This is a genomic window from Mucilaginibacter gossypii (genome assembly GCF_017569325.2).
GTDB classification, from domain to species: domain Bacteria; phylum Bacteroidota; class Bacteroidia; order Sphingobacteriales; family Sphingobacteriaceae; genus Mucilaginibacter; species Mucilaginibacter gossypii.
Window position 1 is genome coordinate 6,920,350 of the sequence record NZ_CP071878.2, and the last position, 21,361, is coordinate 6,941,710.

Below are 21,361 nucleotides of genomic sequence, written 5' to 3' on the forward strand. Positions count from 1 at the left end.
GCTGCATTATTATGTATGAAAAAACAAATCAGTTTCTCAACACAAGGTCACAGAGCGGATATTGGCGAGATGGTTATTTACCGGATATTACCCAATCGATATGCAGAGGCGGTGGGCCCCTTTGTTTTTCTTGATCATCTGGCCCCTATAAAACATTCCACCGATAAGCCCAAAATGAAAGAGGGAACGAGCGCACACCCTCATCGCGGTATTGCAACACTAACATATGTTTTGAGTGGTGAAGGAGAACACTTTGACAGTCGTGGCAATCATGCAAAAGTTTATTCCGGCGGCGTACAATGGATGAAAGCCGGTAATGGAATCATTCATGATGAGACGATGAACCCTGACTCCCAAACGGGGAACCCTGAAATGCACGGCTTTCAATTCTGGATTAACCTGCCTTCGAACATTAAAAAGGAAGATCCGGAATATCTGTCTATTAATGCAAATGAAGTTCCGCAAATGCAGTTGGGCGAAGACAATGGTTGGCTGAAAGTCATTGTCGGGCGATATGAAGAACTTGCTTCAAAAATTCCGGATTACTCGAAACAATATCTATATCATATTCAGCTTAAGGAAGGAAAGCAGTTCTCTATGTCAACTGAGAAAGAGTTGGAGTATGCTATATTTCTCCCGGCACATGATTTGACGATCAATGATACAAAATTCGTCGCCGGTGACTTTATTGAATTTGACAGGGAAGAAGGAACAATAGAACTTACTAACACCCACGAGGGCGACGTGGATATCATTTTGTTCGGTGGCGAAAAATATGCTGAGCCAATTCTTGCTCAGGGGCCGTTCGTAATGAATACGATGTCGGAAATTTCAGAAGCATATAATGACTTTCATTCGGGTAAATACGATAAAGTAGTATACGTCAAATAGATTTTTTGAGGATCAAGCAGAAAAATTGTGGGGGAATAAAAAAAGTGTTTGCTTTGTGGATATAAAACACAACAGGCATCCACTTGTCATCAGCATACGAAACCCTCGTCCGTTTAATCCTACCAGAAGGCCTTTTAAACTATTTTGAACTTACAGATGTTCATTCCTCGGAGAAGGGTCAATTGAATATCTATCTTGAAGAAAAGAACCTGGTGCCATCGGGTTATGATAAATCACAATTAGAGTCGAAAGGCTTCTTGCCGGAGACGGCAATTCAGGATTTTCCTATTCGTGGCCATAAAGTAGCCTTGTGTATAAAAAGACGCAGATGGGAAGTAAAGGCGAGCGGGGAGATCATCACAAGAGATTGGGATTTGGTAAGAAAAGGGGCGCGAATGACAACGGAATTCGGCATTTTTTTAAAAGGAATATTTAGATAATCACCCGATCAGCAGCCATTTATTAGGCCGGTTATACCAGGTAGACGGCAAGCAGCTCGGGCAGCAATACAAAGACCACCTAAGTGATTTCCACAGCTGGGATCAAAAAGAGCATGCAGAGGACTGGATGCTGTTTGCAGATAACATAGGCCCTTATCTGAGTATAGATGAAACCGCGTTAAGCAACGGGGAGCTCTATACCATCGTGACTAACAAACAGGCCAAAGGGAACAAAAAAGCTATAGTGGCGATGATCAAAGGCACACAGTCTGAACAGATCATAGCTGCGCTGGAGAAAATACCCTTAAGGTCAAGGAATAAGGTAAAGGAAGTAACGATGGACATGGCGGCTAATATGATCAAAGCTATCCGCAGGTGTTTTAATTATGCTGTGCGTGTGGTAGATAGGTTCCATGTACAAAAGCTGGCTTATGATGCTGTACAGGAAGCAAGAATAAAGTATCGCTGGGAAGCTCTTGATGCGGAAAGTGAGCTGATTGAACAGGCCCGGAAAAACAAACAACCCTATCAGCCCGAAGTATTTAGTAATGGCGATACTTTAAAACAATTACTGGCCCGAAGCCGCTACTTATTGTTCAAACACCGGTCAAAATGGACACTATCTCAAAAAGAGCGGGCTGATCTGCTTTTTACCAGATATCCGGAATTACTTAAAGCTTATGATCTTGCCATCGGTTTAGGTAAGATATTTACAACCTGTAAAACCAAAGTGATAGCCTTTAAAAAACTGGCTATCTGGTATAATGATGTGGAAACGGCAAATATTGACGCTTTTAAAACTGTAGCCAGATCTGTTCATCAACATTATGAATCTATCTTAAACTTCTTCGACAACAGAAGTACAAACGCATCTGCAGAATCTTTCAATGCGAAGGTGAAAGCTTTCAGGGCAACTTTAAGAGGAGTCAGAGACACTTCCTTTTTTCTATTCAGACTCGCTAAAATCTATGCATGACTTTTATCCCCCCCCAACTTTTCGGTCTGATCCTTTTTTGATCACCAATCGATTAGGTATAAAAAAGAACTGGACAGAATCGGAATTAACCGATCTGTCCAGTAAGGTGGTACCAACTGGGATCGAACCAGTGACACAAGGATTTTCAGTCCTTTGCTCTACCATCTGAGCTATGGTACCAAACCGTTCCCGTGTTTGGGGAGTGCAAATGTAGCCTTTTTTTTATGTTTGAAAACTTTTTTTTGAAAAAAGTTTCTGTTCGCCCCCTGGTTTTAAATAATTGTACAGGTAATCAGCTAATTAATTTTCAAATATTTTTTCAATCCCAAAACATTTTGCGCTTTAAACAATTCATTTAACTTTGAGAAAAAATACTATGCACGCATAATGATTGCTCAGCTTATATTTATTATCATCCTGGCGGTTGCCGTTTACTTCTTCGGCAAGAACGTGTCTAAAATCAGGCGCAATATTTTGCTGGGTAAAGACACGGATCGTAACGACCAGCCGGCCCTGCGCTGGAAAGTGATGGCCAAAATTGCCCTTGGCCAAACCAAAATGGTTAAACGCCCCGTAGCGGCGGTAATGCACTTTTTTATTTATATTGGTTTTATTATCATCAATCTTGAAGTGCTGGAGATCATGATTGATGGGATCTTTGGATCGCACCGCATTTTTGCGCACCCGCTTGGTGGCTTGTATGGTTTTTTAATAGGCGGTTTCGAGATGCTTGCAGTGTTGGTACTTACGGCATGTATCGTTTTCCTGTGCAGGCGCAATGTTGTGCATCTGAAACGCTTTACGGGGACAGAAATAACTCAATGGCCAAAATCCGATGCGAATTACATCCTCATTACCGAAATATTGCTCATGACCGCTTTTCTGACCATGAATGCGGCCGATTATAAATTACAACAGCTGCATTTTGGCCACTATATTACAGCCGGAAGCTTTCCGGTGAGTTCATTGTTGGCGCCGTTACTGCCTGGTAGCGCTTCGGCATTGGTAATTACCGAACGGGTTTGCTGGTGGTTTCATATTGTAGGAATCTTGTGTTTCTTAAATTACCTGCCATATTCAAAGCATTTTCATATCCTGCTGGCTTTCCCCAATACATACTATTCAAACTTGAACCCTAAAGGGAAATTTACCAATATGGCATCGGTTACTAATGAGGTTAAGGCCATGCTTGATCCATCATTCGTCCCTGAAAATAATGGCGAGCCCGCCCGTTTTGGTGCAAAGGATGTAACTGACCTTACCTGGAAAAACCTGATGGAGTCTTATACCTGTACCGAATGCGGCAGGTGTACTTCGGTTTGTCCTGCAAATATTACCGGCAAATTGCTATCGCCGCGCAAGATCATGATGGATACCCGCGACCGGATTACGGAAGTCGGCAATAACATTGATAAGCACGGTAAAGACTACCAGGATAATAAATCATTGCTTGACAATTACATTACCCGCGAAGAGCTCTGGGCCTGTACCAGTTGCAATGCCTGTGTGGAAGCTTGCCCGGTAAACATCAATCCGCTGGAGATCATAACAGAAATGCGCCGTTATATTGTAATGGAAGAATCGCAGGCCCCGGCAAGCCTCAACAATATGTTTGGCAACGTAGAAAACAACGGCGCCCCCTGGAAATATAGCCAGGCCGACAGGTTTAACTGGGCGGAGGAATAGTTTTACAGATCATAGTTAATGGTTTATAGATCATGGCTGTGAAGGGAAATAAAAATAATTAACAATGGTCCATGGACTATCGACCATAAATAAAACCATGAGCTATGAACAATGAACCATTGGCCATCCCAACCATGGCCGAAATGGCTGCACAGGGAAGGGAGCCTGAAATATTGTTTTGGGTAGGGTGTGCCGGCAGCTTTGATGAACGTGCCCGTAAAATTACCCGCGATATTTGCAAGATATTACAGCATGTGGGTATTAGCTACGCAGTGTTAGGTACAGAAGAAAACTGCACTGGCGACCCGGCTAAGCGGGCTGGTAATGAATTTTTGTTTCAGATGCAGGCCATGATGAACATCCAGGTGTTGGATGGCTATAACATCAAAAAAATAGTTACCGGTTGTCCGCATTGTTTCAATACCATAAAAAACGAATACCCTGGCTTGGGGGGTAATTATGAGGTGATTCATCATACACAACTTATTCAACAGTTAATTGATGCCGGTAAGCTGAAAGCCGAAAACGGTGAAAGTTTTAAGGGTAAAAAGATCACCTATCATGATCCTTGCTATTTGGGCCGGGGAAACGGCGTCTACGAGGCTCCGCGGGCAGCGCTGGAGATATTGGATACTGAGTTGGTGGAAATGAAACGCTGTAAATCAAATGGTTTGTGCTGTGGTGCCGGTGGTGCCCAGATGTTTAAGGAGCCTGAGCCCGGTATAAGGGATATCAATATAGAACGTATTGCTGATGTTATCGAGACTAAGGCCCAGGTGGTAGCCGTTGCTTGTCCGTTTTGTATGACCATGCTTACCGATGGCGTAAAAAACCAGGATAAGGAACAGGAGATAAAAGTTTTGGATATTGCGGAGATCACGGTTAGGGCTAACGGGTTATAAACCTTTTGTCCTGAAATAATGCAACGCATTCTTCAGGCTGTCGAATTTGGTGGCGCTCATGTTATGAACCGGTAAACCAAATGTAGTGGCCATTGAGTCGATATTGCCATTAGGGTCTTCGTAGGTTTGTACAATAATATCATCAGTTTGCGTATTGAATTTTAATATCCCTGTAGTATCGCTGGCCAGATAATCAACATTGGTTAATCGGTGCAGGTTAAAAGAAAAATATTCCTGTTTACCCTGTTGATAAGTTTTCCTCACACGTAAAAAATAGTCGTTAGTAAGGGTTATCTCCCACTTTTTGAGTTTGATATCAGGCGCGGGATTAAATGAGCTGTTGAGGCATTTATTGCTCCAGTTTAACCATTCCTGTTCGCTCATTTCGGCTTTAAAACCGTAATTTAGCGCAATAAGGGCTAAAATTGATGTAATGAGCGCGGTTTTTCCAATTGATGGCAGAATTGATATTTTCATGACAACAAAATGTAACCCGAAGTTAATAAATTGATACTTTTGGAAATGAAATTTTCTCCACAGTCAAGAGTTTGGATCTATCAGTCGGACAGGAAATTAACCGACCAGGAAGTACAACAGATTCAGCCTGAGCTGGACAAGTTTGCTACCGGGTGGACGGCTCACAATAACCAGCTGAAAGCCAAAGGTGAGGTTAGGTACAACCGTTTTTTTATTTTGATAGTTGATGAAAGCCAGGCAGGCGCCAGCGGCTGTTCTATTGATAAATCGGTTCATTTTATGCAGCAGGTGCAGCAGCATTTAGGCATCAATCTTTTCGACAGGTTTAATTTGGCTTATCGCGAAGGTGAGGAAGTGCTCTCACTGCCACGCCGTGATTTTGAGGCTAAGCTGAAAGATGGTAGCATCAATAAGGAAACGGTTGTTTACAATAACCTGGTTCAAAATTTAACCGAACTTGAAACTAAATGGGAGGTGCCGTTTAAAGATAGCTGGCATATTCAGTTATTTCGCGACCTGGTAGCCAGTTAATTAACCGGCTATCCAAATTTTTTAAATTTACTGTGCTTAAGCCATGCAAATGTTTACCTTTGGCACAAAATTTAGATATAAATCATTTATACTGATACTTTATAAATAAGCTATAAAAATGAAAGGCTTCATCTCAACCAAAACTTACGGATTTTTAAACTACGTTGTAGCCCTGTTAATGATCTCAACTTTGTGGACTTTTGGTGGTACCCTGCATGTTGGTGGCGCTGCTTTATTCCTGCCTCTGATAATTGGCTGGCTGCAGTTGATCATGGCTATCTTCGCTAAAAACGAAATGGGTTTTATCAAACAATTCCCGATGGTTATGCACAATGTAGGTGACGTAATTATGGGCTCGTTCCTGTTTTGCTCGCCTTGGGTTTATGCTTTTTCTGATAAAATGGTTTTACCTCAATTAGTTTTTGGTGCTTACCTTTTAATTGTAGGTTGCTTTACCAAAGGGTCACCATTCATTAACCCACAGGTTGAAGAAGATCACGGCGTAAGCTATAATGCTTAATCCTTTTTCCCGAAAAGATATAAAACAAAAGAGGTGCTCATTTGAGCACCTCTTTTGTTTTATATGCCAAGCTCTTTTGATCGCTGCTCTTCCCGTTGATTACGCATGATTTTAGTGAAACCACGATGATTGTGCTGTTCATCAAACAGCGGAAAAACCAACCCGCTGCCCCAGAAACGTGTGCCGTCCTTGCGTACATGATAACGCTCATCAATAGCCCTGCCCCGGCTCAGCGCTTTTTTTAATTCGGCTTCGGGTTTACCTTCAGCACTATCTTCGGGAGTAAAAAAAATCCGGGCGCTTAGGCCTAATACTTCCTGTTCGGTGTAGCCAAGCACTTTTTGGGCGCCGGTATTCCAGCTGTTAATGTCACCATTTTTATTTGTAGTGATCACCGCGTAATCTTCCAGGCTGTCCAACACCTGCCTGAAAAAGTCCTCGCTCATCCTAAAATAAGTGTCATCGAAAAGGTCCTGGCTGGTTATAGTGTCATCAAAGGTTTGATATTCGATGAAAATACTGGTATTGTCGACACCGCAAACCAGTTGCATGGGCTCGCGGGTGATGCGGTAAAAAGTTTCAAAGCCAGCTGGTAATTTATTTAATTCCGGTTTTTCTTTTATTGGTACAAGTGTTATGTCGACAGCCTCATCTTGTTGTGGGTTCAGGTTGATCTTTACCAATACATATTCGTAGCCTTTTTCAATCAGGTCGCCAAGTAGTTGTGAGGTTAACGGAGTGCGCATTTTTAAGGTAGATTGCTTGTTCAGACGATTCCAGCACAAAAATGACACCAGTTATAACGGTGTACTTATCATCGCAGCCTGTTTACAGCTAAAATACCTCGTTAAGTCCCAAAAAGAACCCACTTGAAACATAAGTTCCTCTGGCATAATCAATACATAGATTGGAGCGCGTGTATTTATTAAACAACAGTCGCAGCCCTGCGCCGCCGCCGGGTTCCCAATACCTGAATAGTTTTATGCGTTGCTGATTGTTTGCTGTTTCTGCATTAATAAAGGCAACGCCACTAAGTAATTTGTTGCTTGTTAGCGGAAAACGGTATTCGGCCTCGTTATATACAAATGACATGCCTTTAAACCTACCTATAATAAATGCTCTGCCAATGCGGCCATAAGCATCGCTGCCGGTGCCGGGCAATTCAAGGTAAGGCAGCGCCCCGCTCAACAAATAGTTTGACCAGTGCCACAACGCAAAAACATGTTCGGGGTGGGTTGATGACAGGCTCCAGTATTTCCTGAATTCAAACTTTACCTGCATGGCATTGCGGTTGCTGCCCAGCCAGGTTTGGTTGCTCCGCAAAACAATATCGGCATAAATACCCCTGAACGGTCGGTTGGGCTGGTCGCGGTTATTAAACTGGAAATTGAACAGCAGTCCATTAGCCTGGTACGAGTTAACAGGAAAACCGTTACGGATACTATAGCGATAATTATGAGTTTTTGATAGCGGAATGTCCTTGCGGTCATCATCTATATGGCTGTAATAATTAAAGCTTAGCCCGGCACCCACATATATATGATGTGCCAGTTTACGGTAGATGCGCTCATTGGCTTTGATATATACATAACGGATAGGGAATGCATCAGGATTATTTTCAAAATGGGTGTTGTTCATAAAAAAGTTGCCTTCACCAAAACTGCGCCTGCCGGTGCCGAGGCCGTTGTCCATGGCAACGGTTTTCCCAATTTGTACAGTGCCCTGCAGGTTCCACTTGTTTTCGGCCGAGAAAGCGTTTTGTTTAAACTCAAAAGTAGAGAGCCCGCTTGTTGACAGGTAAAAGCCCGCATTAATTACCGAAAGGGTTGTAGTTGAAGGATCGCCAAAATATTTTCCTCCTGATGAGATCACCCCTCCCGCAAAACCTACACTTGGGTTATAAGCGGCCGATGGCAATACCGACCAATAGGTACGATTTCGTAGCTGTTCGGTAGCTGCGGCAGGTTTGCTGCTTTTGCCGCTGAATATGGAAGCTAAGATTCCATTGGCGTCTACCTGTGATTGCAGCGAATCAACCGGATCGGCCAGGGTTTGGGCAAACAACTTGCAGGTACTTAAAAGTACAATCAAGGTTAAGGTGAGCCGGTAAGCAGCGGGAGCCAATTATTCAGGAATTAATTAGTGTTCCTGCTAATATATTTATATCATCTGAGTGTAAAAAACTTATTACAAAATAAAAATTCCATAAGTGCCGGCTGTCTGCCGAATGACTGATTACAAGTAATTAAGAAGCTGCTTGCAACCAATTTGCTATTTTGCGCATCATGTTTGATATGAAGCTGCCTTTACTCTTATTACTAATGATGGTGTTGCCTGTTGTTGGCTTATCTGCAAAAAAACGGGACACTCTTGCTACAGAAAAACACTACTCAAAACATCAGTTAACCGAAGATGTAAAATACCTGGTTGCCACGGTTGCCGACGTACATCCTGATATGTATCACAGCATAAGTAAGGCTTCCTATTCGCGGCTCATTGATAGTGTGCTTGCCGGCCTGCACGATGGTATGACAGCAAAAGAGGCGTGGCCAATTATGGCAAGGCTGATAGGCGCATTGAATGAAGGGCATAGTGTGTTTAACTATCCCGAATCGTTAGTTGGCGAATTGAAGGCTGGGGGAAATCTTTTATTTCCTGTACTGATAAGAGAGTTTAACGGCTCAGAGTTTATTGTGAGGCTTGATGCTTCCGCGGAAGATAAACTAAAGCCGGGCGATGCCATCATCAGCATTAATGGAATTACTACAGAGAAATTGATGGGTAAGCTGGGTGGTTATGCGGGCGGTCTGCCGCAATATAAAGCTCTTGATATCTGTCGTAACCTCATCGTGTATTTGCATCTGTATGGAGTAAACGGGCCATGGCATATCCGTTACCTGCGCAATAATCAGGTAGATAGTGCAGTAGTAAACCCGGTTTCATGGGCAGATTTCAGAAGCAATATTGCTGCAAGAGCGAAAGACCTGCCTAAGATTAAACCAATTGCAGATCATCAATTTGATTTTTTGAATACGGATAAAGCCTATTTGGCATTGAATACACTTACAGCTGAACCGGCTGTATTTAAACGGTTTTTAGATTCGTGCTTTACCTCCATTAAAAACAAACAAGCCAAGGCGCTGATCATCGATTTGCGAAAAAATGGAGGAGGTAATTCGGCATTAGCCGAAATGCTATTAGGCTATATTACCGATAAGCCTTTCCGGATGACAGGAGGTGTGAAGTGGAAAGTAAGCCAGGAGTACAAAGATCAGCTTAATGAAACATTAAAAGGAGAAGGGCCACAAACGATGGCTTATTATTTTAATGCCATTAATGGTACTACTATATCAAATAGCGGTGATAAACCTGCCCGGCCAACATTCAATGATTTGTTATTCAAAGGGAACGTTTTGGTGCTGATTGGCCCGCATACTTTTTCAAGTGCCAACATGCTGGCCAATACCATTCAGGATTATAAACTGGCTACATTGGTCGGTGAGCCATCAGGCGAACCGGCCAATGATTATGGTGAACTGATTTTTTTAAAACTACCTAACACCGGGTTTACTTTTACTACTTCAACCAAGCAATTTATCAGGGCCAATGGTAATACTAATGATCAACACCCGGTAATGCCAGATTTTATGGTAAAGGATAACCCGCTAACACCTGCTGATGAGGTATTGGATTTTGCTTTGGCCAAGTGAAAATTTTCGAGTTGGGGAAGGTAGCGTATACCGGCCAATGTGGTAAGACCTGCAGGTGTATGAACGGATAGCCAGGGCCGCAGGCAATACCATTATGAACCATGATTTTTAGGATTTAAGGATTGTCGGGATGTTTCTGCCTGTTCAAACAAAATAAAACCCTGGCAATCCCTGAATCTCCAAATCCCGGTTCAGACAATCCTTTAATCATGCTACAATATTTTCCTTAAAATCTATTTGCTAATAAGATAATTAACCCTATCTTTGCAGTCCCGAAAATACGGGGTATAATAAACGTTTAAACAATTTAATTTAAAGCAAGTGAATACGTTAAGTTACAAAACTGTCTCAGCCAACAAAAAAACCGTTAACAAACAATGGGTTGTTGTTGACGCCGAAGGCGAGATTTTGGGGCGCTTGTCTACGAAGATCGCAATGATCATCCGTGGTAAAACCAAGCCTGATTTCACCCCAAACGTAGACTGTGGTGATAATGTGATCGTTATCAACGCAGACAAGGTAAAACTGACCGGCAACAAACTAAGCGACAAAGTTTATGTTCGTTACACTGGATATCCAGGTGGTCAGCGTTTTATTTCTCCTAAGGAGTTATTGGCGAAACATCCAACCCGCATCATCGAGAAAGCGGTACGTGGTATGTTACCTAAAAATCGTTTGGGTAAAGCATTATTCGGCAATTTGCATGTATATGCAGGTGCTGAGCATCCTCATGCAGCGCAAAACCCAACAGCCATTTAATTTTTAATTTTTAAGGAGAAAAAAAATGCCAACAACTAACACTTCAGGCAGAAGAAAAACAGCCGTTGCCCGCATCTACCTTACAGAAGGAAATGGCGCGATCATCGTTAACGGTAAAGATTACAAAGAGTATTTCCCTACTTTGCCATTGCAATATATCGTAACTCAGAGCACTGAGGTTTCTGGTAGCACCGGAAAATATGATGTTAAAGCAAACGTTGCAGGTGGTGGTGTAAAAGGACAGGCAGAAGCTGTTCGTTTAGCTATCGCTAAAGCTATTGTTGAACTTGATGCTGAAAAGAAACCGGCATTACGTGCTAAAGGCTTAATGACCCGCGATGACCGTATGGTTGAGCGTAAAAAACCAGGTCGCAGGAAAGCACGTAAGAGATTCCAATTCAGTAAACGTTAATCAAAGGAGGACAACAAAATGGCAAGAACAACTTATCAGGATTTACTGGACGCTGGTGTACACTTTGGTCACCTTACCCGCAAATGGGATCCGAAAATGTCACAGTACATTTTCATGGAGCGTAACGGTATCCACATTATCGATTTAAATAAAACCTTAACTAAGGTTGAAGAAGCTGCTGCAGCTATAAAACAAATTGTAAAATCAGGCCGTAAGGTATTATTCGTAGCTACAAAGAAACAAGCGAAAGATATCGTTGCTGATTATGCGAAAAGCGTAAACATGCCATACATCACCGAGCGTTGGTTAGGTGGTATGTTAACCAACTTTGCTACTGTACGTAAGTCAATCAAAAAGATGTCAAACATCGATAAATTGACTAAAGACGGTACTTACAGCAACCTTTCTAAAAAAGAGCGTCTGATGATTCAGCGTGAGCGTATCAAATTAGAAACCCTTTTAGGTGGTATCTCTGATTTGAACCGTTTACCAGCTGCTTTATTCCTGATCGACGTTAAGAAAGAACACATCGCGGTTTCAGAAGCATTAAAGTTGAACATCCCTACATTTGCTATGGTTGATACCAACTCTGATCCTTCAAACATCGACTTCCCGATCCCTGCGAATGACGACGCTACAAAATCAATCTCTTTGATCACCAGCATCATCATCAAAGCTATCGAAGAAGGTTTAGATGAGCGCAAACGCGAGAAAGAAGACGAAGCTGAAAAAGAAGCAGTAGCTGCAAAAGCTAAAGCTGATGCTCCTGAAGTTAACGAAGGCGGTAAAAGAACCCGTAAAGTTGCTGAAGTAGCTACTGAAGGCGAAGCTGAAGCTCCGGCTGCTGAAACAGAAGAATAATCTTCCTTGTTAACCCTTTAAGGGAACAACAAAAAATATATTAATTCTCTCACCTCAGCAAGGGGTGGGAGATTTTTAATATTAAAAATAGTTGCAGGTTACAGTATTATAACACCATAGCGGTAACTTGTAACCCGATATAAAAAATCTTAAAACTCAAAAAAACATGTCTACAGTACAAATTTCTGCAGCCGACGTAAACAAACTGCGCCAGCAAACCGGTGCCGGTATGATGGATTGCAAAAAAGCATTAACCGAAACTAACGGTGATTTTGAAGCAGCTATCGATTTTTTAAGGAAAAAAGGTGCTAAAGTTGCAGCAAGCCGTCAGGACAGGGAATCAAACGAAGGTGTTGTTATTGCACGTACGTCTGAAGATTTTAAAACCGGTGTTATCATCGAGCTTAACTGCGAAACTGACTTCGTAGCTAAAAACGCTGAGTTCATCGCTTTTGCAAATGAAATTGCTAACAAAGCTGTTGAAGCAAAACCAGCTTCAATTGAAGAGCTTTACGCCCTTGAAATCGACGTTGAAACTGCCCGCGTTAAAATTGGTGATGCAATCATCGAAAAAACAGGTAAAATCGGCGAGAAAATCGGCGTATCTAAATATGAAGTTGTTAACGGCGAAAAAGTTGTTGCTTATATCCATGGTAACTTCCGTTTAGGTGTATTGGTAGCATTGAGCGCTGATGGTGCAGGTGCCGAAGAAGCCGGTAAAGACGTAGCTATGCAAATTGCTGCTATGAACCCTATCGCTTTGGATAAAGATGGTGTTGACGCTTCAGTAATTGAGCGTGAGCTTGAAATTGCTAAAGAGCAGATCCGTGCAGAAGGTAAACCAGAAGCAATGGTTGAAAAAATTGCTGCAGGTAAGTTGAATAAATTCTACAAAGACTCAACCCTGTTAAACCAGGAGTTTGTGAAAGATTCGTCTAAGAGCATTTCACAATTCCTTGACTCAGTTGAAAAAGGCCTTACAGTAACCGCCTTCAAGCGAGTAGCTTTAGGAGCTTAATCATATTATCCCCCGATGAAAATCGGGGGATTTTTTTTGCGATATTGTTTCGTTATCGAAACAACTGTTTGCTTCCCCTCTTGAGAGGGGGCGCGACGGGAAAGAGCGTTTGCAGGGATGTGTTTGTACAAGCGGACAGACACACCCCTCCTCTCAAGAGGGGAATCGCACACCCCCTCGCTTTAAAATGTATTGGTTTAAAAGTTATATTGATCAATCATGTCTATCCTCGCCCTCCACAACCTCAAACTCATCTCTACCGGCACTATTGCCGAGGGCAAAGCCGTTTTAATTTCAAACGGTACCATTACCGATGTAATTGATGAAAGCGCTATCCCAGCGGATGCGGTAAAGAAAAAGCTGAACGGCGCATACCTTGCCCCGGGATTTATCGATCTGCAGATCTACGGGAGCGGCGGTAAGCTTTTTGCCGGTACACCTACCGTTGAGGCGCTTGAACAATTGGAGAATGACCTGCTGAACCAGGGAACTATAGGCGTGTTTGCCACTATCGGCACCAACACCAATGATATTGTGGAAACCGGTATTGAAGCGGCTAAGATCTATCGCCAAAAAAGCAGGGGTGCTTTCTGGGGATTGCACCTGGAAGGGCCTTATTTAAACCCTGCCAAAAAGGGCGCACACCCCGAAAAATTTATTAAGAAAGCTACCCTTGCCGAAGTTAAAAGCTGGCTTGAAAAGGCCGATGGTGTTATCAAGATGATCACCATAGCGCCCGAACTGCAGGATCAGGAGGTGATAGATTATTTATATGAGCAGGGTGTTATCATATCATCCGGCCATAGTAATGCTACCTATGCCGAAGGCAAATCATTTTTAAAGAAACCGGTGCAGGCAGTAACCCACCTGTTTAATGCTATGCCATCCATGCACCATCGTGAGCCCGGTTATATCCCTGCAATTTTTGAGGAAAGGCCATATACCAGTATTGTAGCAGATGGTATCCACGTTGATTTTGCTATGATCCGCCTCGCCAAACGTGAGTTAGGTGACAAGCTTTTTCTGATCACCGATGCCGTTACCTCAACTAAAGAGGGGGCATACCAGCACGAGTTACGCGGCGACAGGTATACCATGCCCGATGGTACTTTATCAGGTTCAAACCTTACGATGCTTAAAGCAGTTGAAAATTGCGTTAAATTGGCCGGTATTGACCTTGCTGAGGCCGTAAATATGGCTTCATTATATCCCGCCGAGCTGGCATCGCAAACAAAAAAGGGTAAAATAGAGAAAGGCTTTGATGCCGACCTTGTTATTTTTAATGCTGATTTTGAAGTGCTTGGGACTATACTAAAGGGTGATTTTTTAACAAAGACAACATAAAATTTTAACACTGAAATTTATTCGCTATTTTTGGCGAACTACTCCCGTATGAACAAAGCTTTATCAATTCTTGATATAAACAAAAGCAGGTTTCATCTTTTTCTATTATTAGCAAATCACACCAAATGAAATACAAAAGAATATTACTGAAACTTTCGGGCGAATCGCTGATGGGCGCAAGGCAATATGGTATTGATAACAACCAGGTTTTGCAGTATGCTCATGACATTAAAAACGTTTATGATGCCGGTATCGAGATTGCGGTAGTTGTTGGAGGCGGTAATATTTTCAGGGGATTAAGTGCTGAAAAATCGGGTATGGAACGTGCGCAGGCCGATTATATGGGTATGCTTGCAACGGTGATTAACTGTATGGCGCTGCAAAATGCTTTAGAAAGCATTGGTGTGGAAACCCGCCTGCAATCGGCCATTAAAATGGAACAGATCTGTGAGCCGTACATCCGTCGTCGTGCTATGCACCACCTGGAAATGGGCAAGATCGTGATCTTCGGAGCCGGTACAGGTAATCCTTACTTTACTACTGATACTGCCGCTTCATTACGCGCTATTGAAATTAAAGCTGATGTGGTATTGAAAGGTACCCGCGTTGACGGCATCTACACTGCCGACCCGGAAAAAGACCCAAGTGCAACCCGTTACGACGAGATCACTTTCCAGGAAGTATATGATAAAGGCCTGAATGTAATGGATATGACCGCCATAACCCTTTGCCAGGAAAATAAGCTGCCTATCATCGTATTTGATATGAACAAGGAAGGTAACTTTATGAAAATTGCCAAAGGCGAAGATATTGGCACACTGGTAAAATAATTTAAGCTAAAAGAAGGCTTAAAGCTTAAAGCCGAACGCAAAAGCTGAAAGCTAAATAATGCTAACAGTCAAAAAGCTTTAGGCTTTAGGCCTTAAGCTCAATCACATCGCTTTAAACTAAAAATAAAAGGACGCCCGATAAAAGGCGTCCTTTTATTTTTAGATGCTTATATATTATTTAGCATCATTCACAGCCTTGATAGCATCGTCAGCAGCTTTCGCCGATGCATCGTCTTTCATAGTAGTACGCGAGGTTTTGATACCTTCCAGTTGGGTTACTATAAATGGTGCTGCTCCGTAAACCTTAAATTTAATGCCGGCGTTTTTAAGCTCTTCAATACCTTGTTGAGCGTACTCAGGCTTATTCACTTTGGCCGTCATGTCAGCAAAGTTTTTAAGGGAATTGAACTTTTCCTGAATCCCTGCCTCGGTAAACGCATGGTAAACAAATGGCCATTCAGCATCATTACCATTAGTTGTATATAAAGTCATGATAGCGGCAGTTAACGCGCCTTTGTTGTCTTTTTCAAGGCCTTTGGCTAAGCTTAATGCGTTGGCCGGGTCAAGTTGTGCTATGGCGTTTAAGGCAGCGCCCTGTACAGCGTATGATTCGCTCGATATGGATTGGGTAAACAAAGCCATGTTACCGCTCGCTTTCAATTTGCCTAATGCAGTTATAGCAGCAGCTTTTACAAGCGTGTTATTATCGGTTTGAGCTAATGAGATTAATATTGGCTGGGCTGCATTACGCACGTCATCTTTAGTGAGATTTAATGCCCTGATGGTTTTAATGCGGAGGCCATAATACTTATCCTTTAAAGCCGCGATTAGGATTTTTTGTGCTTGCGGACGGGTTTGATCTGATGCAGCAGCTTCTATAGCCTCGTAACGGTCGAGGTAATTAGGGGCGTTGAAGTATTGGAATGAAAACTCTTCAATAGTTTTGTTGTCAGTTTTCTTGGTTAGCAGGATTTTATCGGCATCAACATTCACCAGATCTGGTTTGCCGACCAGTTGATAGCTGATAGAATCTACCTTGCCATTCATCCACTCTTTGTGGCGCACTTTTTTACCGCCCTGGTAAATATCAATAGCCATTGGCAGTTTAAAGGTCTGGCCATCCTGGGTTTGTTTCAGGTAAACGGTTTCGGTTTTGGTAGCCTCATCCCATTTATAGCTGATATTCAATATCGGGTGACCGGCACCATAATACCATTGGTTAAAATACCAGTTAAGGTCCTGGCCGCTGGCCTCTTCAAATGCTAAACGTAACTGTTGTGCTTCGCCGTTTTTGAGGGCGTTAGTTTTAAGGTAGATATTAAGGCCTTTATAAAATGCGGCATCGCCCAAATAATTGCGGAGCATGTTCAGGATGCGACCGCCTTTTTGGTAGGTTACTGCGTCAAAAACGTCCTCTTTATCAGCATAGTAAAAACGCACCAGGTTTTTGGTGCTGGCCCCCTGCGAACGGAGATAGCTTTGCATATCTGCATAGTTATGGGCATCGGCTTCATCCTTGCCATATTTATGTTCGGCCCAGATGGTTTCGCTGAAATTGGCAAAAGATTCGTTTACGGTAAGGTTGCTCCAGCTTTCGGCGGTAACATAATCGCCAAACCATTGATGAAACAGCTCGTGCACAATAGTGCTGCGGCCATTGCTAAAGTTGGCGTCTATCAGTTCGCGGTGGGTAGCCTGTACGTAATCACCGTGTAAGGTAGCCGAGGTATTTTCCATAGCGCCGCTTACGTAGTCGCGTACTACAATTTGTGAGTATTTAACCCATGGAAAATCAACACCTAAAGTTTTTGAATAAAAGTCGATAGCTTCTGGGGTAAAGCCAAATATTTCTTTGGCATAAGGCGCATATTTAGGCTCCAGGTAGTAGCTTACCTCTTTATCTTTCCACTTATCTTTATAGATCTTGAAATCGCCAACGGCCATCATAAACAAATATGGTGAGTGTGGAAGCTCCTGTTTCCAGGTATCGGTACGGGTACCGTCGGCATTTGTTTTTTGAGCAGTCAGTTTACCGTTTGATAGGGTTACGTACTTTGCAGGCACGGTCATCGTGATCTCTTCGGTAGTTTTTTGGCTTGGCTTATCAATGGTAGGGAACCAGGCCGATGAGCTTTCGGTTTCACCCTGGGTCCAGATCTGGGTTGGCTTATCTTTTTCCGTGCCGTCGGGGTTGATGAAGTATAAACCTTTTGCGTCATTGATAGCCGCACTGCCTTTTTCTTTTAGTTCATTGGGCTTAGCAGTATAGTCAATGTAAATGGTATAGCTTTCGTTGTTGTGATAAACCTTATCCAGTTTAATGGCTACCGAAAGGCTGTCCTGGTAAGTAAATTTAAGCGGCACATTTTTACCATTTTTTACCATCGAGATGTTTTTAAGGTCCATGCCTTTAGCGTCGAGCCTTAAGCTGTCGGTTGGATAAAAGTGAGGTTTCAAAGTAACCCATTCTTTGCCATACAGGTAACGTTTTTTGTAATCGAAACGAACATCAAGTTTGGTGTGGATGAGATCGTTGATTTTAGTTGGTACGGCCCGGTAAATTTTTAGTGCCGGGTTTTCCGGTGGAGGAGTTTGCTGCCCGTAAGCAGTTGCCATAGCTGTGGTAAGCACACACGACAGCATGAGTTTTGTAATTAATTTGCGATCAGTCATATATGGTACAAAAAGTTTGCTTTTTACAAGCTGTTAAGGATAGTTAATTTTCAAATATACACCCCGACAGCCAAAATGTTTTGTGCGTAAATCACCTATGACGCACGGGACGGGATTATGTTACGGGGGGTGACTGATTTTTGAAAGACGCTAAGGACGGGAGGCACAAGTAAATGCGACCCTGGCCTCCGCACAACACTTACTACAGCTGAGGGCGGAAGGGGTTAACAGGGTTAACATAAATTGGAATTTTGATGAATAATCTATTGGTAATCAGTTTAATGAAAAAAACAGGGGTTACACCGATGATTGGTTAAAGATGTTCAGTTTGTGGCAGGTGTTTTCACACCTCTTCAGGCAAAAAAATGACTTTGCCTAAAACCGGACACCGGATGTACGCTATCGTACAGTTGTAGCAGGGTATTTTATTTAAGATGTTGATTTTAAGATATTTATATAAATGGCATGGCTTTTATCTACCAAAACAGTAGTGTACTGCCTATCAATAAACTGACAACCTGTGAGATATGAACTTGGATGACCACGTTTGGAACCTGGCTTCAAAGAAGTTAGCCAACGAAGCTTCGGAAAGAGAGTTAGCTGAGCTAAACGCTTTGCTGGCCGAAAATCCTGAATTGCATAGTCAGCTAAAGCTCATGTCGAAATGGTGGGATGATGGAGAAGAAAAGCCGGCAGACAATGGTTCGGCTTTGTTCAGTAAAATCCAGGCAAAAATTAAAGATATTGAAGGTGTAAAGGCACCGGAACTTGCAGCGGAGCGCCCGGTTAAGCAAGTGAAAGTACTACAGCGTAATTATAAGACTGAAAAACTACAACAACATAAGCCATTTTTAAACAGCATAGCCATGATCAAAAATTACCTGAAGGTTGCCTTAAGACAGTTGCGCAAGCAAAAAATGTATACTGCTATTAAAATTGGTGGCTTTGCGTTTAGTATTGCGGCCTGTTTGCTAATTGCCCTCTACATTCGCGATGAGTTGAGCTTTGATAAAAGTTACCCTAATGCTAATAATATTTATCGCTTGCTTGGGCACTACCACGATGGCTCGGTAGATGAAAAAGGTGTTGATTGGCCTTCGGTGATGGCTAAGGTGATCAAACAGGACTATCCGGAGGTAGAGAAATCAGGGCGTTTAATGCCAAACTCGCTGTTTTGGGGGGCCGGCGCAAATGAGTTAAAGCGTGCAGACCAGGCCGATAATACCCACGAAGAAGGGTTTGCCTATGCCGACCAGGGGCTGATAGATATTTTAAACCTGCCCATGGTTTACGGCGACCCAAAGCATGCCTTAAGCGAGCCGTTGAGTATGGTGATCTCAAAAAGCAAGGCCGATAAATACTTCCCCGGCCAAAACCCGGTAGGTAAGGTAATGTACCTGAACAATAACAAAACCAAACCTTTTAAGATAGCCGCGGTAATGCAGGATATCCCCAATAATTCGCATCTGCACGATTTTAAGTTTTTCATCACCCTTGCCGGTGTCGAATTCTGGAATGGCGAGCAGGCAACCTGGGATGCAAATAATTATCATATATATATGGCGCTGAAACCCGGCACCGACATAGCACAGTTTAATAAAAAGGTGAATGATGGGATCCTGAAAAATTATTACATCCCCAGCATGACACGTAACGGCGATAAACGGGCCAGCAGGGTAATGAGTATGTTTAACTTGATGGTACAGAATGTACAGGATATCAATCTGCGTTCGTATGACGTTCATGATGGTATGTCGCACGGCGATATCCGCTTTGTGTGGTTGTTTGGTGCGGTAGCCGGTTTTATTTTGGTGATAGCCTGTATCAATTTTATTAATCTCTCTACAGCCAAATCAGCTAACAGGGCCAAAGAGGTAGGCTTACGTAAAGTAGTTGGCTCACAGCGTAGTGGTTTGATCAGGCAGTTTTTGGCCGAATCATTATTGTATAGCTTTTTCTCGTTTGTATTAGGCCTGATCCTGGCCTGGGTACTACTGCCATATTTTAATACGCTGGCATCTAAATCGCTTGCTATGCCATGGGCGGTTTGGTGGTTAGTGCCGGTAGTGTTGGCAGCGGCATTCTTAATTGGAATTGTGGCGGGCATTTACCCGGCCTTTTACCTCTCGGGCTTTAAACCAGCCGAAGTGCTTAAAGGTAATTTAAGTGCCGGAAGTAAAAGTTCGGTATTGCGTAATGTGCTGGTGGTTTTCCAGTTTGCCACATCTATTATTCTCATCATCAGTACGGTAGTTATTTATAACCAGATGCAATACCTGCTTAACAAAAAAGTAGGTTTTGAAAAAGACCAGGTGGTGATGATACAGGGTACCAACACGCTTGATAACCAGGTGAAGCCATTTAAAAGCGAATTGTTGAAGCTATCCACAGTTAAAAGTGCATCTATCAGCGATTTTTTACCGGTTTCGGGCACTAAGCGTAATGGCAACCAATTTGTTATTGAGGGAAGAGAAAAGATTGATCCTACTGTAGGTGGCCAGTTTTGGGATGTGGATCATGATTATCTCAAAACACTGGGCATTAAACTGGTAGCCGGCCGCGATTTTATCCCCGATATGAAAACCGATTCGCAGGCGGTGATTATTAACCAAATGATGGCCAACAAACTCGGACTTAAAAATCCGATAGGGAAAAAGATAGTTAACTATGGTCCGGGTAAAACTATTATCGGCGTAGTACAGGATTTTAATTTTAACTCGATGCGCGATGGCATTGAACCATTGGTGATGCACTTAAGCCCAAGTGAATCGATAGTATCCGTGAAAATAAAAGCCGGCGATGTAAAAAAATCGCTTGACCAAATCACCGCAACCTGGAAGCAGTTTGCACCCAATCAGCCCATCCGCTATACTTTTATGGACGAACGCTTTGCCAGTATGTATGCCGATGTGCAACGGATGGGGCGTATTTTCACAAGTTTCGCGGTATTGGCCATTATTATAGCCTGTCTTGGCCTGTTTGCTTTAGCCGCCTTTATGGCCGAGCAGCGCAGCAAGGAAATAGGGATTCGCAAAGTACTGGGCGCAACCGTTGGTAATATCACCACTATGCTATCTGTGAATTTTGTAAAGCTGGTGTTTGTTGCCATCGTGGTTGCAACACCGATAGCCTATTATGCAATGACCCAATGGCTGCAGGATTTTACCTATCGCGTACAGCTTAGCTGGTGGATGTTTGCCCTTGCAGGTGTGGCAGCAATTATGATAGCACTGGTTACAGTAAGCTATCAAAGCATTAAAGCCGCGTTGATGAACCCGGTAAAGAGTTTGAAAGCGGAGTAGTTTTGATTTCGGATTTCGGATGTTCGATT

Annotated in this window: 19 protein-coding genes and 1 tRNA gene; 15 read left to right on the forward strand and 5 right to left on the reverse strand. The window is 42.8% G+C overall.

Going from position 1 to position 21,361, the window contains the following annotated elements:
- Positions 1–15 precede the first annotated feature (15 nt).
- The 3 genes from J3L18_RS29800 (at position 16) to J3L18_RS29810 (ending at position 2,307) form a co-directional block, all read left to right on the forward strand.
- On the forward strand, positions 16–891 hold the full coding sequence (locus tag J3L18_RS29800) for a pirin family protein (protein WP_129571634.1): 876 nt from the start codon (positions 16–18) through the stop codon (positions 889–891).
- Between the two features lie 83 nt (positions 892–974).
- Positions 975–1,331 (forward strand): ISAon1 family transposase N-terminal region protein, encoded by a 357-nt coding sequence (locus J3L18_RS29805; protein ID WP_129571947.1) that lies wholly within the window; start codon positions 975–977, stop codon positions 1,329–1,331.
- Between the two features lie 7 nt (positions 1,332–1,338).
- Complete coding sequence (locus tag J3L18_RS29810; RefSeq protein WP_129571946.1) at positions 1,339–2,307, forward strand: ISAon1 family transposase; 969 nt, start codon at positions 1,339–1,341, stop codon at positions 2,305–2,307.
- A gap of 107 nt (positions 2,308–2,414) precedes the next feature.
- Here the strand turns inward: J3L18_RS29810 and J3L18_RS29815 are convergent.
- A tRNA-Phe gene (locus J3L18_RS29815) sits at positions 2,415–2,487 on the reverse strand.
- A 207-nt stretch (positions 2,488–2,694) separates the two neighbouring features.
- Here J3L18_RS29815 and J3L18_RS29820 point away from each other — a divergent pair.
- On the forward strand, positions 2,695–3,993 hold the full coding sequence (locus J3L18_RS29820; RefSeq protein WP_129570984.1) for a 4Fe-4S dicluster domain-containing protein: 1,299 nt from the start codon (positions 2,695–2,697) through the stop codon (positions 3,991–3,993).
- Between the two features lie 104 nt (positions 3,994–4,097).
- Positions 4,098–4,895 (forward strand): (Fe-S)-binding protein, encoded by a 798-nt coding sequence (locus J3L18_RS29825; RefSeq protein ID WP_129570983.1) that lies wholly within the window; start codon positions 4,098–4,100, stop codon positions 4,893–4,895.
- Here J3L18_RS29825 and J3L18_RS29830 read toward each other — a convergent pair.
- On the reverse strand, positions 4,890–5,372 hold the full coding sequence (locus J3L18_RS29830) for a hypothetical protein (protein WP_129570982.1): 483 nt from the start codon (positions 5,370–5,372) through the stop codon (positions 4,890–4,892). The two genes, J3L18_RS29825 and J3L18_RS29830, sit on opposite strands and share 6 nt — an antisense overlap.
- A 45-nt stretch (positions 5,373–5,417) precedes the next feature.
- On the opposite strand from J3L18_RS29830, the gene J3L18_RS29835 reads away from it, so the two are divergent.
- Positions 5,418–5,903, forward strand: a complete 486-nt coding sequence (locus tag J3L18_RS29835) for an ABC transporter ATPase (RefSeq protein ID WP_091165184.1) — start codon at positions 5,418–5,420, stop codon at positions 5,901–5,903.
- A 118-nt stretch (positions 5,904–6,021) separates the two neighbouring features.
- A complete protein-coding gene (locus tag J3L18_RS29840) occupies positions 6,022–6,423 on the forward strand; it encodes an SPW repeat domain-containing protein (RefSeq protein WP_091165187.1) in 402 nt (133 codons plus the stop codon).
- A gap of 59 nt (positions 6,424–6,482) precedes the next feature.
- On the opposite strand, the gene J3L18_RS29845 is transcribed toward J3L18_RS29840, so the two are convergent.
- Together J3L18_RS29845 and J3L18_RS29850 are read right to left on the reverse strand one after the other, a co-directional pair.
- Positions 6,483–7,169 carry a PAS domain-containing protein gene (locus tag J3L18_RS29845; protein WP_129570981.1) on the reverse strand — a complete coding sequence of 229 codons (687 nt, stop codon included), beginning with the start codon at positions 7,167–7,169 and terminating at the stop codon, positions 6,483–6,485.
- 88 nt (positions 7,170–7,257) lie between these two features.
- A complete protein-coding gene (locus tag J3L18_RS29850; RefSeq protein WP_129570980.1) occupies positions 7,258–8,514 on the reverse strand; it encodes a BamA/TamA family outer membrane protein in 1,257 nt (418 codons plus the stop codon).
- A 194-nt stretch (positions 8,515–8,708) separates the two neighbouring features.
- On the opposite strand from J3L18_RS29850, the gene J3L18_RS29855 reads away from it, so the two are divergent.
- From J3L18_RS29855 to pyrH, 7 genes are all read left to right on the forward strand, one after another.
- Positions 8,709–10,133, forward strand: coding sequence for a S41 family peptidase (locus tag J3L18_RS29855; protein ID WP_129570979.1), 1,425 nt, complete (start codon positions 8,709–8,711; stop codon positions 10,131–10,133).
- Between the two features lie 321 nt (positions 10,134–10,454).
- A complete protein-coding gene (gene rplM, locus J3L18_RS29860) occupies positions 10,455–10,892 on the forward strand; it encodes a 50S ribosomal protein L13 (protein ID WP_090529488.1) in 438 nt (145 codons plus the stop codon).
- A 25-nt stretch (positions 10,893–10,917) separates the two neighbouring features.
- On the forward strand, positions 10,918–11,304 hold the full coding sequence (rpsI, locus tag J3L18_RS29865; protein WP_090529485.1) for a 30S ribosomal protein S9: 387 nt from the start codon (positions 10,918–10,920) through the stop codon (positions 11,302–11,304).
- A gap of 18 nt (positions 11,305–11,322) precedes the next feature.
- Entirely contained in the window at positions 11,323–12,165 is an 843-nt protein-coding gene (rpsB, locus tag J3L18_RS29870; RefSeq protein WP_091165203.1) for a 30S ribosomal protein S2, read from the forward strand.
- Positions 12,166–12,331: 166 nt separating this feature from the next.
- A complete protein-coding gene (tsf, locus tag J3L18_RS29875) occupies positions 12,332–13,183 on the forward strand; it encodes a translation elongation factor Ts (protein WP_091165207.1) in 852 nt (283 codons plus the stop codon).
- Between the two features lie 219 nt (positions 13,184–13,402).
- Positions 13,403–14,527 (forward strand): N-acetylglucosamine-6-phosphate deacetylase, encoded by a 1,125-nt coding sequence (gene nagA, locus J3L18_RS29880; protein WP_129570978.1) that lies wholly within the window; start codon positions 13,403–13,405, stop codon positions 14,525–14,527.
- Between the two features lie 125 nt (positions 14,528–14,652).
- Positions 14,653–15,357 (forward strand): UMP kinase, encoded by a 705-nt coding sequence (gene pyrH / locus J3L18_RS29885; RefSeq protein ID WP_090529473.1) that lies wholly within the window; start codon positions 14,653–14,655, stop codon positions 15,355–15,357.
- Between the two features lie 174 nt (positions 15,358–15,531).
- On the opposite strand, the gene J3L18_RS29890 is transcribed toward pyrH, so the two are convergent.
- Positions 15,532–18,030 carry a M1 family metallopeptidase gene (locus J3L18_RS29890; RefSeq protein ID WP_223266257.1) on the reverse strand — a complete coding sequence of 833 codons (2,499 nt, stop codon included), beginning with the start codon at positions 18,028–18,030 and terminating at the stop codon, positions 15,532–15,534.
- Positions 18,031–18,557: 527 nt separating this feature from the next.
- Between J3L18_RS29890 and J3L18_RS29895 the strand changes: the two genes are divergently transcribed.
- Complete coding sequence (locus J3L18_RS29895; RefSeq protein ID WP_223266256.1) at positions 18,558–21,332, forward strand: ABC transporter permease; 2,775 nt, start codon at positions 18,558–18,560, stop codon at positions 21,330–21,332.
- Positions 21,333–21,361 lie beyond the last annotated feature (29 nt).

Excerpts from the sequence above, each read along its gene's own strand:
- J3L18_RS29855 (WP_129570979.1), top strand. The coding sequence starts at position 8,709 with ATGTTTGATATGAAGCTGCCTTTACTCTTATTACTAATGATGGTGTTG.
- J3L18_RS29825 (WP_129570983.1), top strand. The coding sequence starts at position 4,098 with ATGAACAATGAACCATTGGCCATCCCAACCATGGCCGAAATGGCTGCA.
- rpsB (WP_091165203.1), top strand. The coding sequence starts at position 11,323 with ATGGCAAGAACAACTTATCAGGATTTACTGGACGCTGGTGTACACTTT.
- J3L18_RS29890 (WP_223266257.1), bottom strand. The coding sequence starts at position 18,030 with ATGACTGATCGCAAATTAATTACAAAACTCATGCTGTCGTGTGTGCTT.
- rpsI (WP_090529485.1), top strand. The coding sequence starts at position 10,918 with ATGCCAACAACTAACACTTCAGGCAGAAGAAAAACAGCCGTTGCCCGC.
- J3L18_RS29895 (WP_223266256.1), top strand. The coding sequence starts at position 18,558 with ATGAACTTGGATGACCACGTTTGGAACCTGGCTTCAAAGAAGTTAGCC.
- tsf (WP_091165207.1), top strand. The coding sequence starts at position 12,332 with ATGTCTACAGTACAAATTTCTGCAGCCGACGTAAACAAACTGCGCCAG.
- J3L18_RS29820 (WP_129570984.1), top strand. The coding sequence starts at position 2,695 with ATGATTGCTCAGCTTATATTTATTATCATCCTGGCGGTTGCCGTTTAC.
- pyrH (WP_090529473.1), top strand. The coding sequence starts at position 14,653 with ATGAAATACAAAAGAATATTACTGAAACTTTCGGGCGAATCGCTGATG.
- J3L18_RS29840 (WP_091165187.1), top strand. The coding sequence starts at position 6,022 with ATGAAAGGCTTCATCTCAACCAAAACTTACGGATTTTTAAACTACGTT.
- J3L18_RS29845 (WP_129570981.1), bottom strand. The coding sequence starts at position 7,169 with ATGCGCACTCCGTTAACCTCACAACTACTTGGCGACCTGATTGAAAAA.
- J3L18_RS29835 (WP_091165184.1), top strand. The coding sequence starts at position 5,418 with ATGAAATTTTCTCCACAGTCAAGAGTTTGGATCTATCAGTCGGACAGG.
- nagA (WP_129570978.1), top strand. The coding sequence starts at position 13,403 with ATGTCTATCCTCGCCCTCCACAACCTCAAACTCATCTCTACCGGCACT.
- J3L18_RS29800 (WP_129571634.1), top strand. The coding sequence starts at position 16 with ATGAAAAAACAAATCAGTTTCTCAACACAAGGTCACAGAGCGGATATT.
- J3L18_RS29830 (WP_129570982.1), bottom strand. The coding sequence starts at position 5,372 with ATGAAAATATCAATTCTGCCATCAATTGGAAAAACCGCGCTCATTACA.